Raw genomic sequence first — 12,584 nt, 5'->3', positions numbered from 1 at the left:
GGCGCGCCCGATCAGTCGGCGGAGATGGCCTCCGAGGCGTCCATGATCCGGTAGGCGTAGCCCTGTTCGGCGAGGAAGCGCTGGCGGTGCTGGGCGAACTCGGAGTCGACGGTGTCGCGGGAGACGACGGCGTAGAAGCGGGCGGTGATGCCGCTGTTCTTCGGGCGCAGCAGCCGGCCCAGTCGCTGGGCCTCCTCCTGCCGTGAGCCGAAGGCGCCGGAGACCTGGATCGCCACCTGGGCGGTGGGCAGGTCGACCGAGAAGTTGGCCACCTTGCTGACCACCAGCAGGTCGATCTCGCCGGACCGGAACTGCTCGTAGAGCTTCTCCCGCTGCCGCACGGTGGTGTCGCCCTTGATCAGCGGGGCGCCGAGCCGCTCGGACAGGTCCTCCAGTTGCTCGACGTACTGGCCGATCACCAGGGTCGGCTGGCCGCGGTGCTTGGCGACCAGGTCGATCGCCACCTCGGTCTTGGAGTCGGCGGTCGAGGCCAGCCGGTATTTCACGTCCGGCTCCGCGACCGCGTACGTCATCCGCTCGGTGTCGCTCAGCGTGACCCGGACCTCGACGCAGTCGGCCGGCGCGATGTAGCCCTGGTTCTCGATGTCCTTCCAGGGCGCGTCGTAGCGCTTCGGGCCGATCAGCGAGAAGACGTCGCCCTCCCGGCCGTCCTCGCGGATCAGGGTGGCGGTCAGGCCGAGCCGGCGGCGGGCCTGCAGGTCGGCGGTCATCCGAAACACGGGCGCCGGCAGCAGGTGCACCTCGTCGTAGATCACCAGCCCCCAGTCCCGGGCACTGAACAGTTCCAGGTGCGGATGCAGCCCCTGCCGCTTCGTCGTGATCACCTGGTACGTGGCGATGGTGACCGGCCGGATCTCCTTGCGGGCCCCGGAATACTCGCCGATCTCGTCGGCGGTCAGGGACGTCCGCTTGATCAACTCGTCCCGCCACTGGCGGGCCGACACCGTGTTGGTGACCAAGATCAGCGTGGTCGCCTTCGCCTTCGACATCGCGGCCGCACCGACGATCGTCTTGCCGGCGCCGCAGGGCAACACGACCACCCCGGATCCGCCGTGCCAGAACGATTTCGTGGCCAGCGACTGGTACGGCCGCAACCGCCAGCCGTTCTGCTCCAGCTCGATCGGGTGCGCCTCGCCGTCGACGTAGCCGGCCAGATCCTCGGCCGGCCAGCCGAGCTTCAGCAGCACCTGCTTCAGCCGTCCCCGCTCGGACGGGTGCACGGCCACGGAGTCGTCGTCGATCCGGTTGCCCATCAGGCCCTTGACCCGCGGGCTGCGCAGCACCTCGGTCAGCACCGGGCGGTCGGTGGTGATCAGCACCAGGCCGTGGGTCGGATGCTTCTCGATCCGCAGCCGGCCGTAGCGGTCCATCGTGTCGGCGACGTCGACCAGCAGGCCGGACGGCACCGGATAGCGGCTGTAGTTGAGCAGCACGTCCACGATCTGCTCGGCGTCGTGCCCGGCGGCGCGCGCGTTCCACAGCCCCAGCGGCGTCAGCCGATAGGTGTGGATGTGCTCGGGCGCGCGCTCCAGTTCGGCGAACGGGGCGATCGCGATGCGGCAGGCCTCTGCGTCAGGATGATCGACTTCCAGTAGCAGAGTGCGGTCGGACTGGACGACCAACGGTCCCAGCCCCGGTGAGGGTTGTGTCATCGACGAACTGTTCTAGCGGGTCGGTCCCGGAGATGGCGGGCCCGACGATGCGGGAGGTGACTGGGACGACCCCGAGGATGCCGGGGGCGACGTAGGCGGCTCGGAGCTGGGTGCCTCCGAGTCCGGCGGTGTCGACCCCGGTGGGGTCGACGGCAGTGGTGCGTGCGAATCCGAGGCCGGGGGCCCGGACGGCGGTTCGGAGGCCGGCGGGTGCGAAGCCGGCGGTTCCGAAGCTGGTGGCTCGGAGTCCGGGGGCTCCGAGAACGGGGGCTCCGAGGACGGCCGTTCGGCGGCCGGCGGTTCGGACGACGGCGGCTTCGACGCGGGCGGCTCGGACGAGGGCGGCTCCGACGACGGCCGCTCCGAACCGGGCGGGGTCGCCGGCGGCTGCTCGGATCCCGGCGCCTGCTCGGACGGCGACTGCTCGTTCCGGCCCGGCTCGGACGACTCCGGTGCCGGGCTCGGGTCCCCGTCGGACGGCTCGCCGCGCGGCGGGACCGGCGGCGTGGAGCCGTCGGGTGACGGCGTCGGGGACTCCGACGGCGGGGTGCTCGGCGGCGGGAACAGACGTTCCAGCAGGCGGCCGAGGCGGGGGAGCACGCCGTCCGGTGCCTCGGCCTCGCCGCCCGGTGGCGGGGACGACGGCGGCGGCGCACTCGGGGGCGGCGCGCTCGGCGGCGGTGCCCACGGCGGCCAGACCGGCGGATTGGAGTCGTCATCGCCGGGGCCGGGCGGCGGGGTGCCGGGCTCGCTCGGCGGCGGGTTGCCCGGATCGCTGGTGGCCGGCCGGCTCGGGGCCTGGCTCGACGGCGGCGTGGCGGGATCGTTCGGCGGGTTGGCGGCGCCGTCCGGCGGAGGCGGCGGGGCCTGGGTCGGCCGGGACGGCGTCGGCCGCGCCGGCGCTCGATCCTTGTCGGCCCGTTCCTGCTCGTCCTTCGAGGGCGAGCCCGGCCGGGTCTCCGCGGGCCGGTTCGGATCGACGGTCAGCGCGTTCGACCACGGCCCGGACTTCCCGTTGTCGGTCGCCCGGACCTGGATCACCTGGACCGACATGTCGTCGTTGAACCAGCGCACCGACGCCACGACGTTGCCGGTCTCCAGCACGTCGAAGCCGTTCAGCCGCACCTCGTAGCTGACGCTGGCACCGGTCGGCACGGCATCCCAGGAGATCTGCGCCCAGCTGCTGGTGATCAGGCCGGCCCGCAGACCGGTCACCGTGCTCGGCGAACCGGCGACCGGGCCCGCCTGCGGCTTCGGTGCGAGGGAGGCGTCGGGGGCGGAGTCGACGCTGCGGTCGGACTCGACATCCTCGGAGTTGCGCTGGCGCCCGTTCCGGGTCGAATCCTCGGGGTTGTCTGCGGCGGGCTCGACCTTGACCACGGGGCGCGGACCGGAGTCGAGCAGCAACGGGGAACCGGTCACCGCGGGGACCCAATAGAGGGTCCCGATTCCGGATGAGCACACCAAGACAACCAGGAATCTCCGGATTGTCTGGGGCCGCATTGGCTCATTGTAGGGGGCTGACGGAGGATACGCGCGACAGCGGAATGCGCAGCACCGCGGAATCGCTGTCGGCGACCGCGCGGAGCACTCCGTCGTCAAGATCAACGAGCGTGAGCCGGCGCTCCACCGGCGCGCCGTCCGGCCCGACATAGCCCAGCCGGACCGGCCCGGAGTCGCGCGTCGCCTGCTCCAGCTTGGCCAGCAGTTCGGTCGTGTCGAACTGATCCTGGCGGCGGCCCCGGTCGCCGGCCAGGATCGCGTCGGCGACCTCCGTCGGGCGGGCCGTCCCGGCCGTCCGGGTGCGCTCGGAAACCGTTGCCCGCAAGCGATCCGGCGGGGCCAGGCTGCGGCCGAACTCGTCCTCGGCCGCGGGCGCGAAGCCGATCTGGCGGACGAACGCGACCAGTTGGTACGCCTCCACGGCGGCGATCAACACCCCCGGCCCGAGCCGGCGCAGGCCGAGGGACGGTGCCTCCGGATGGTTGACGATCGCCTGCGCGCGCGCCTCGTCGTCGACCCGCAGATAGCTCAGCGCCGGGCCGATCCGGATGCTGCCGTACTGCCGGGCGACATCGTCGACCAGATAGCTCAGCGGCTGCGGAATTGTCGTGGTCGAATGGTGAGACAGCCACTCGTGAACCCGGTCCGCGGTCCAGCCGGCATCGAAGGCGTGCCGCAGCGATTCCGCACTGAACCGGTAAACCCCGGCACCGCCCCGCGACTCCTGCACGGCGAGCAGTCGCAGCTCCTCGGCGATCCGGTACGGCAGCGGTCCGGCGGCCACCGCGGTCAGGTCGGCCTGCACGATGATCGAATCGACCAAGGCGGGAAACAGCCCGGCCAGCTCGGCCGACAGCGGCTCCTCGGGCCGGTGCGACTCGGCGGCGAAACCGGACACGGCGCCCAGCCCGGTCAGGCCGAGATAGCCCGCCTCGCGCCAGAGCCAGCGGCTCAACTCGTCGGTCGAGGGCTGCCCGGCGGCGGTCAGCCGCGGCCGGTGCCAGCCGACGGCGGCGGCCAGTTGATCATGGTCCAGCACCGTGCCCGGATCGGCGGCGCGCATCAGTTCCATGATCAACGAGCGGGCGGCCGGGGCGGCCGGTGCGGCCAGCTCGGGGCCGAGGGCGTGCTCGCCGGGGGCCAGGTCGCGGCCGGGATAGCGTTCCATGATCAGCCACGCGCGCACCAGCCGGAGCCACCGGTCCGGTAGCGGCTCGGCCACCCAGCGGTCGTAGCCCGTCGTCGGCAGCAAACGATTGCCCTGGCCCGTCCCGTACAGCTCGGCGGCGGCACCGAGCTCGACCACGAACGCGGTCTGAGCCAGGTCGGTGCCGAGCGACCGGGCCAGCTGGGTCAGGTCCCGGCTGGCCAGTCCGCCGTCGCGGACCAGCCGGTGCGGCACGTCCTCCAGCGCCGCGGCGACCCCGGCGACGTCTTCCAGCAGCCCGTAGCCGGCGCCCGCCGCGGCCCGGTCGACGACCGACCGCTCCCGGTGCCGGCCGCCGACCGGCGGTGCTGCGGACGGCACCGGCGCGGCGCTGAAGCGTCCGTCGCGGAGCCGCCAGGCGACCTCCCGGGGGAGCACCACGGTGTCGGCCGACAGCGGCCGGATCAGGCCGCGGGCCAGCAGTCGGTCGATCGGCGTCGCCGCCTGCTCCAGGCTGACCGGCCGATCGGCGTTGCGGACGGCGCCGGCCGGGGAGTGGGCCAGCCGGGCCAGCACGTCGTGCTCGTCGGTTCCGGCCGCTGCCAGCAGCTCGGTGATCCGGTCCGCCGACAGCTCCTGCGGCGACGGCGGGGCCAGGCCGCCCGGATACGGGCCGAAATACTCCCGGACGGTGCGGGTCAGATGCAGTTCGTCCTCACCCCAGAGCAGCGCCCGGGCCCGCAGCAGGTCCAGCGCCCGGTCGACGGCGGCGGCCAGACCCGGCCGATCGAGGTCGTCGGCAACGCTGCCCGCCGCCAGCTCCAGCAACTGGGCCGGGGTCGCCGGGTCGCGCAGCGCGGCCAGCATCTCGGCGATCAGTCGGGTCCAGGCATCGAGCCGGTCCAGCGCCCGGACCGTCGAGGTGGTGGTGGCCGCGCGACTGACCAGTTCGGCGACGTCGGCCGGCAGCGGATAGCCGAGATCGGGGCGGAGCCGGATCAGTTCGACGAGGAAGTCGCGGCCGGCGGCCCGGACGGCTTCGGCGAGGGTACGGGGACGGTCGGTCGGGGTCGCCGCGGTCGGGCCGGCCGACGGCTGGGTCAGGCCCACGGTCGCTGGTAGCCGCCGCTGTTCTGGTCGGGGTTCTTCAGCCCGCGGTAGACCACGAAGATCACGACCAGGCCGACCACCCAGGAGATGAGCAGCGCCCAGAGGCCGACGAACTCCCACCAGTCGCCGAACGAGTCGCCGTTGGTCAGCGCGCCGACCAGGGCGAAGAAGGCCAGCACGCCGAGGCCGGTCAGGAACACCTTGCGGACCGCCGACTGGGCGACCCTGATCCGGGTGGCCAAACCGAACGCGATCAGCAGGGTGATCGGTGCGATCAGCGCGATGATCCCGCCCAGCACGAGCGTGATCAACACCGCGGGGGTGACCGACTTGAGCACGGTGCCCGCGTCGGCCTGCGGCGCCTGCCGGGCCATCGCCGACGGCGGCGGCGCGAACCATTCGGTGCTGCCGGGGCCGGGGAAGCCCGACGGGCTCGGCGCTCCGTACGGCGCGTGGCTGGAGGGCAGCGGTCCGCCGGCGACGGCCGGGAAGCCGCTCGTCGGGGCGGGCGGGTGGTGCTGCTCCAGGGGCGAGGTCGGGTCGTAGGCGAGCGGCGCCAGCGCCGCGTTCGGCGGCCCCCAGCCACCGTCGGGCTTGCTCCAGTGGGCCGCGCCCCAGGCGGAATCGGCGGCGGTGGCCGCGCTGGAGACCACCGCGAACGGCTCGGCCGGGTCACGCTGATCGGTCACCCGTGGGACCAGGCTCTCCAGGGCCGCCACCGGCTGGCCGGGATCAGCGAACTGCGGCCGGACCACCGGGGCGCCGGCGGCCGGGTGCTCGACGGGCGGGGCGACGCTCAGTGGCGGGACCTCGGGCACGGTGAAGCCCTCCGGTCGCTGGATCGGGGCATACTCCGGTCCGTCCTCCCAGGTCGCCATGAGGGTCATCGTAGTCTCGCCGGGGCGCGCCGGTCACAGTCGATCCAGGACCGAACGAGGACAACGCCGGTTCGATCAGCTCGGCTCGGGCCGGAGCTTCGCGTACAGCACCATGTCGACCCGACGGCCGCCGATCGGCTGATGGCTGCGGAGCAGACCCTCGCGTTGGAAACCGCCGATCTCGGCGGTCCCGATCGAGCCGATGTTCCAGGGCTCGATGTAGGCCTCGAGCCGGTGCAGTTCGGGGATCGTCCAGGCGAACCCGACCAGCGCGGTCAGCGCCCGGCCGGCGACACCCTGGCCGCGAGATCGCGGGGCCACGGAGTAGCCGACGTGGGCCCGGCCGGTGTCCAGCCCGCCGACGAGCCACAGGCCCGCCGTGCCGAGGGCCGTGCCGGTCCGGGCGTCGGCGACGCAGAACGAGTAGCCGGCGCCCTGGCTCAGCCGGCTCCACTGCCGGGCGATGTATTCCCGGGCCTGGTCGGCGTCGGCGTTGCCGGGCAGCGACCCGATCTGCGGCAGGTACGGGTCGGTCGCGAGATTCATCACCATGTCGACATCACGCTCGTCGAAGCCGCGCAGCAGCACGCCGTCGTACGCCGGCAGGTCCACCGGCAGCGCCAACCTCAGCTCGGTCACGGAGGCCGTTATACCAAGCTCAGCCCGCGGCGGCGATCGAATCCTCGGCGCGCCCGGCGTTGTCGGCGGCGACATGACAGGCGACCTCGACGCCCGGTCGCAGTTCGAGCAGCGGTGGAGTCGTGGTCCGGCAGACGTCGCGGACCAGCGGGCAGCGGTCGGCGAACCGGCAGCCGGGGCCGGGATCGATCACCTTCGGCGGTTCGCCCTTGGTCATCTCGGCGGTCACCGCGAGCTCGGCCCGCGGATCGGGGACGGCCGCCACCAACAGCTGGGTGTACGGATGCAGCGGGTCGCCGAGCACCTGATCGACCGGGCCCGCCTCGACGATCCGGCCCGCGTACATCACCATCATCCGGTCCGCGACATAGCGGGCACTGGCGATGTCGTGGGTGATGTAGAGCAGCGAGACGCCGCGCTCGTCGCGGAGCGAGGTCATCACGTTGAGCAGCCCGATCCGGATCGAGATGTCCAGCATCGACACCGGCTCGTCGGCCAGGATCACCTTCGGCCGGTACGCCAGCGCCTGGGCGAAGCCGACCCGCTGCCGTTGGCCGCCGGAGAGCTCGTACGGATAGCGGTGCAGCACCTGGTCGGCCGGCGCCAGGCCGACCGCGGTGAGCACCCGGATCGCCTCGGCCCGCCGGTCGCCCGGCGCGATGTCGGGCCGGTGCAGCTTCAGCCCGCGGAGGATGCCGTGCGACACCGGATAGGCCGGGTTGAGCGAGCTGAACGGGTCCTGGAACACCATCGGCACCGCCGCCCGGTAGCGCAGCACGTCCCGCCGGGACCGCAGGTCGGCCAGCGACGTCCCCTCGAACCGGATCTCGCCGCCGGTCGGCCGATAGACCTGGGCCAGCAGCCGGGCGATGGTGCTCTTGCCACTGCCGCTCTCACCGACCAGCGCGACGATCTCCCCGGCGCCGATGGCGAAGTCGGCGTCGTCGACCGCGTGCAGGGTGCCGCGGGATCGCAGGCCGCCGACCCGGAACGTCCGGGACAGGTTCCTGGCCTCGAGCAACGGCGCGGTCATCGGTCGGCCCGCTTCGGATCGTGCAGCAGGCAGCGGGCTGCACCGCTGGGGGCCACGTCATAGAGCGGCGGCTCGACGGTCTCGCAATCGGCGAAGGCGACCGGACAGCGCGGTTGGAAGCGGCAGCCGGGCGGCAGCGCCTGCAGGCTCGGCGGGCTGCCGGGGATCCCCTGCAGCGGCACCCGCGGCCCGGTGATCGACGGGAAGGCGTCCAACAATCCGCGGCTGTACGGATGCGCGGGGGCGTCGAACACCTGCCGGGTCGGGCCGAACTCCATCGCCTGGCCGGCATACATCACCATCAGCCGGTCGGAGAAGTGACTGACCAGGCTCATGTCGTGGGTCACGAAGATCACCGCGAAGCCCAACTCCTGTTGCAGTTCCTTGATCTGCAGCATCAGCGAGCGCTGCGCCACCACGTCCAGCGCCGAGGTCGGCTCGTCCATGATCACCAACTCCGGCGTGAACAGCTGGGCCATCGCGATCATGGCCCGCTGCCGCATCCCACCGGACAGCTGGTGCGGATAGCTGGCCAGATGCGCCCGGTCGATGCCGACCAGCTGCAGCACCGCCTCCGATCGCTGCCGGATCTCGGCCTTGTCGGTGACGCCGTGGGCCCGCAGCGCGTCGGCGAACTGGGCGCTGATCCGCAGCACCGGGTTGAGCGCGTTCATCGCACTCTGCATCACCACCGAGAGATTGCGCCAGCGGACCGGGGCCAGCGCGCGCTCGGTCATGGTGACCAGGTTCTGGCCGCGGAAGGTGACCTCGCCGCCGGTGATCCGGGCCGGTGAGCTGAGCAGTTGCGCGATGGCGAAGACCATCGTCGACTTGCCACAGCCGGACTCGCCGACCACGGCGACGAACTCGCCCGGCCGGACCTGGAGATCCACCCGGTCGACCGCGGTCACCGGGCCGCTGTCGGTGTCGTAGGCGACCGACAGCCCGCTGACCTCGAGCAGCGTGTCGGTGCCTGTGATCATCTGATCGGTGATCATCGAGCGCGTCGCCTCCTGACCGGGCGCAGGGCCGGATTACTGATCTCGTCGAACGCGTAGTTGAGCAGCGCGAAGGCGGCACCGAGCAGGGCGATGCACAGGCCCGGGGCGATCACCCACCACTGCTGGCCGGTCTGCAGCGCCTCGTTGCTCTGGGCCCAGTGCAGCATGGTGCCCCAGCTGAGCGAGGACGGATCTCCCAGGCCGATGAACTGCAACCCGGCGGAAGTGAGCAGGGCATAGAGGGCCGCGCCGAGGAAGTTGGCGGCGATCAGGGAGATCATCGTCGGCAGGATCTCGAAGATGATCACGTACGACCGCCGCTCGCCGCGGACCCGGGCCGCCTCGAGGAAGTCCCGGTTGCGCAGCGACATCGCCTGGGCTCGGAGCTGCCGGGCACCGTAGGACCAGCCGGTGACCACCAGCACGCCGATCACCACGATCAGGTTGCCGCCGCCGGCGTAGGCCGCGATCACGATGATCAACGGGAAGGCGGGGATGACCAGGAAGACGTCGGTCAGCAGCGACAGCAGGTCGTCGCCGATGCCACCCAGATAGGCGGCCGAGACCCCGACGATGATCGACAACACGCTGGCCAGAGCGCCGGCGATCACCGCGATCAGCAGCGACTGCCGAGTGCTCCAGACCAATTGCGCCCAGATGTCCTGGCCGAATGCGGTGGTGCCGAGCAGGTGCTCGGCCGACGGCGGCAGCATCAGCTCGAACTGGCCGTTGTTGGCGTCGGCGACCGGCGTGAACAGCTGCGGCACCACCGCCGCCAGCACGAAGATCGCCAGCATGATCGCGCCGACCAGCGCCTTCCGGTTGCCGAGCACGGCCCGGACGATGCCCCGGCCGGTTCGGGGCCGGGCGGCGGGGGTGACGGCCGCGTCGGTTCCGGCCGCAATGGCACTCATGCCTGGCTCCTCATCATGCGGTCCGGGCGCGCGGATCGAGCCACGCGGTCAGGAAGTCGCTGATCAGCACCGCGACCAGCACGGTGATCGTGATCATCACGAACAGCGCCTGCATCAGCGGATAGTCCTGGTTGTTGACCGCGCTGAGCAGCATGTAGCCCACCCCGGGGTAGTTGAAGGTGAACTCGACCAGGATCGAGCCGCTGACCACGAAGCCGAGGGACATGGCGAACCCGGACAGGTTGGGCAGGATCGCGTTCCGTGCGGCGTAGTTGATCATGATCCGCCGGTTCGGGATGCCCTTGGCCCGGGCCATCCGGATGTAGTCCTCGGCCAGGGTCGTCACCACGTTGTTGCGCATGGTCAGGATCCAGCCGCCGATCGAGATGATCAGGATGGTCAGCGCCGGCAACAGCGCGTGTTTCAGCACGTCGCCGACGAATTCGGCGTTCCAGCCGGGATCGAGGATCGGGTCGTAGCCGCCGTCGTTGGGCAACAGCCCGTTGGTGCCGACCGAGAACACCATGATCAACACCAGCCCGACCCAGAAGTACGGCAGTGCGGCGGTGATCACGAACACCGGCGGCAGGACGCTGTCCAGCACCCCGCCCCGGCGCCAGCCGCCGACCATCCCGATCCCGGTGCCGAGCAGGAACGCGATCACCGTGGTCACCCCGACCAGTCCCAGGGTCCAGGGCAGCGCCTGGGCCAGCACCTCGCTGACCGGTTGCGGGAAGAAGGTCAGCGAGGTGCCGAAGCGGCCGGTCAGCGTATTGCCGAGATACTCCACGTATTGCTCGGGCAGCGGCTTCTGGGTGTCGATCCCGAAGGCCACCTCCAGCGCCTTCAACGCGTCCGGATTGACCCGGCCCCGGAACCTGGCCATCATCGCCTCGGCCGGGTTGCCGGGCATCAACCGCGGCACGAAGAAGTTGACGGTCAGCGCCACCCAGAGCGTGATCACGAAGAAGCCGATCCGGCGCAGGATGAACCGCATCAGACCTCCTTGTGCTCAAGGGTTTCGGCCATGATCACTTCGGCTGCAGGTGGAGCAGCACCTGCTCGTTGTCCGGCGTCGCGTACGGCGCCGGCAGCGCGTACGGGTCGTCGGCGGTCGGCCAGCCGGTGAAGTCCTTGGTGTTGTACTGGAACCAGCTCACCGACTCCAGCACCGGAACCACCGGCACCTCCTCCAGCATCACCTCCTGCAGGGCGAAGACGATCTCCTTCTGCCGGGCGTCGTCGGCCCCGGCGTACTCGGCGAGCAGCTTGTCCACCTTCGGGTCGGTGAACCGGCCGTAGTTGCTGGACGCGTTCTCTCCCAGCGGCGCGGTGTTGCCGCTGAACAGCATCTGCCGCAGCTCGTAGTACGGCTCCGGGCCGCCGGTCTGCGACCCGTAGGCCAGATCGAAGTCACCCTTGTAGAGCTTGGTGTTGTAGGTCTGGCCGGCGATCGCCTGCACGGTCAGCTCGATGCCGAGCGGCTGCAGTTGGTTCTTGATCTCCTGCAGTTCGGCCTCCCAGTCGGTGTAGCCGCTGACCGTGATGATGCTCAGCTTCAGCGGCTTGCTCGGGGAGTAGCCGGCCTCGGCCAGCAACGAGGTCACCTTGGCCGGATCGGGCTTGTAGTTGTACTTGTCGGCCGCGGCCTGGTTGTACCAGTCCTGGAAGGTCGGCAGCACGATGCCGCCCTGGTTGGAGGCCGGCAGATAGCCGCCGACGCCGATCTTGGAGACCTTCTCCTTGTCGATCGCGTACGCAATGGCCTGGCGGACCGCCTTCTCCTTGGTCACCTCGTGCTTGAGGTTGAAGTAGATCGAGACGTTGGCCGTCGGCGGGAACCAGTACTTGTGGTTCTCCGGATCCTTCTCCACGTAGTAGCGATCGATGCTCGGGATGTACTGACCGCCCCACTGCGCCTTACCGGTGGCCAGGTCGAGGTTGGCCGGGCTGTTGTCGGTGTAGGCCGGGTAGTTGACCGTCTTCACCGCTGGCTTGCCCTGCTGCCAGAAGTTCGGGTTGGCCTCGTAGCGGATGTTCTGCGGCTTGCAGTCCGAGACCGTGTACGGCCCGCTGCCGACCGGCTTCGGGTCGGCGAACTGCACCGGATCCTGGCCCGCCTCACCGGTGCTCCAGATGTGCTCCGGCACGATCGCGGTCTGGCCGGCGATGTAATAGAAGTACGGCTCGGACGGCGCGGCGAACTTCATGATCACCGACTTGTCGCTGGCCGTGACCGACTGCAGCCCGGACGACCAGAGCGCGTTCAGATCCAGGCCCTTGTTCTTCTTCATCAGGTTGAAGGTGAACGCGACGTCGGCAGCGGTCAGCGGCTTGCCGTCGTTCCAGGTGATGCCGTCGCGGACGGTGAAGGTGAGCGTCTTCTTGTCCGTGCTCCACTCCGCGCTCTCGGCGATCATCGGCGTCTGCTTCGCGTTCTGCAGTGGGTTGACGTGCATCAGCGTCTCGTACACGAAGCCGACCGACTGCTGATTGACCGAGGGGTTGAACGGATTGAAGCCGCAGGTCCAGGTGGTGCCGGCGACGTTGGCGATGGTGAGCGCGGCATTGGACTTGTTCGGACCGGTGCCACCGGTGCCGCCGCCACCGCCGGCACACCCGGCGACCAGGCCGAGCACCGCGATCAGTGCGACGATCAGCGACTTTCGCTTCATGATCATTTCCT

The 12,584-nt window shown here is 70.7% G+C and carries 10 protein-coding genes; all 10 read right to left on the bottom strand.

Features of this window, described 5'->3' with window-relative positions; translation table 11 throughout:
• Window positions 1–11 precede the first annotated feature (11 nt).
• Entirely contained in the window at window positions 12–1,673 is a 1,662-nt protein-coding gene (locus FNH24_RS29780) for a DNA repair helicase XPB (protein WP_152365905.1), read from the bottom strand.
• A gap of 12 nt (window positions 1,674–1,685) precedes the next feature.
• Window positions 1,686–3,095 (bottom strand): hypothetical protein, encoded by a 1,410-nt coding sequence (locus FNH24_RS29775; RefSeq protein WP_152365904.1) that lies wholly within the window; start codon window positions 3,093–3,095, stop codon window positions 1,686–1,688.
• Window positions 3,096–3,180: 85 nt separating this feature from the next.
• Window positions 3,181–5,433, bottom strand: a complete 2,253-nt coding sequence (locus tag FNH24_RS29770) for a helicase-associated domain-containing protein (protein ID WP_161606391.1) — start codon at window positions 5,431–5,433, stop codon at window positions 3,181–3,183.
• Window positions 5,424–6,311 (bottom strand): hypothetical protein, encoded by an 888-nt coding sequence (locus FNH24_RS31665; protein ID WP_161606390.1) that lies wholly within the window; start codon window positions 6,309–6,311, stop codon window positions 5,424–5,426. The genes FNH24_RS29770 and FNH24_RS31665 overlap by 10 nt, the downstream gene beginning before the upstream one ends.
• Window positions 6,312–6,386: 75 nt before the next feature.
• On the bottom strand, window positions 6,387–6,950 hold the full coding sequence (locus tag FNH24_RS29765; RefSeq protein WP_246187143.1) for a GNAT family N-acetyltransferase: 564 nt from the start codon (window positions 6,948–6,950) through the stop codon (window positions 6,387–6,389).
• 19 nt (window positions 6,951–6,969) lie between these two features.
• A complete protein-coding gene (locus FNH24_RS29760; RefSeq protein ID WP_152365901.1) occupies window positions 6,970–7,983 on the bottom strand; it encodes an ABC transporter ATP-binding protein in 1,014 nt (337 codons plus the stop codon).
• Window positions 7,980–8,981: an ABC transporter ATP-binding protein gene (locus FNH24_RS29755; protein ID WP_217428630.1), complete on the bottom strand. Its 1,002-nt coding sequence runs from the start codon at window positions 8,979–8,981 to the stop codon at window positions 7,980–7,982. The genes FNH24_RS29760 and FNH24_RS29755 overlap by 4 nt, the downstream gene beginning before the upstream one ends.
• Entirely contained in the window at window positions 8,978–9,898 is a 921-nt protein-coding gene (locus tag FNH24_RS29750) for an ABC transporter permease (RefSeq protein ID WP_152365900.1), read from the bottom strand. Before FNH24_RS29750 ends, FNH24_RS29755 begins: the two co-directional genes overlap by 4 nt.
• Window positions 9,899–9,911: 13 nt before the next feature.
• On the bottom strand, window positions 9,912–10,895 hold the full coding sequence (locus tag FNH24_RS29745) for an ABC transporter permease (protein WP_152365899.1): 984 nt from the start codon (window positions 10,893–10,895) through the stop codon (window positions 9,912–9,914).
• Window positions 10,896–10,929: 34 nt separating this feature from the next.
• Window positions 10,930–12,573, bottom strand: a complete 1,644-nt coding sequence (locus tag FNH24_RS29740; protein WP_152365898.1) for an ABC transporter substrate-binding protein — start codon at window positions 12,571–12,573, stop codon at window positions 10,930–10,932.
• Window positions 12,574–12,584: the final 11 nt, after the last annotated feature.

Origin of the sequence: Microlunatus speluncae (assembly GCF_009299835.1) — a bacterium.
GTDB lineage: Bacteria > Actinomycetota > Actinomycetes > Propionibacteriales > Propionibacteriaceae > Microlunatus > Microlunatus speluncae.
Note: the sequence above shows the minus strand (reverse complement) of the source record. Positions and strands in the feature narration are given on the sequence as shown.

Excerpts from the sequence above, each read along its gene's own strand:
- FNH24_RS29780 (WP_152365905.1), bottom strand. The coding sequence starts at position 1,673 with ATGACACAACCCTCACCGGGGCTGGGACCGTTGGTCGTCCAGTCCGAC.
- FNH24_RS31665 (WP_161606390.1), bottom strand. The coding sequence starts at position 6,311 with ATGGCGACCTGGGAGGACGGACCGGAGTATGCCCCGATCCAGCGACCG.
- FNH24_RS29760 (WP_152365901.1), bottom strand. The coding sequence starts at position 7,983 with ATGACCGCGCCGTTGCTCGAGGCCAGGAACCTGTCCCGGACGTTCCGG.
- FNH24_RS29755 (WP_217428630.1), bottom strand. The coding sequence starts at position 8,981 with ATGATCACCGATCAGATGATCACAGGCACCGACACGCTGCTCGAGGTC.
- FNH24_RS29750 (WP_152365900.1), bottom strand. The coding sequence starts at position 9,898 with ATGAGTGCCATTGCGGCCGGAACCGACGCGGCCGTCACCCCCGCCGCC.
- FNH24_RS29745 (WP_152365899.1), bottom strand. The coding sequence starts at position 10,895 with ATGCGGTTCATCCTGCGCCGGATCGGCTTCTTCGTGATCACGCTCTGG.
- FNH24_RS29740 (WP_152365898.1), bottom strand. The coding sequence starts at position 12,573 with ATGAAGCGAAAGTCGCTGATCGTCGCACTGATCGCGGTGCTCGGCCTG.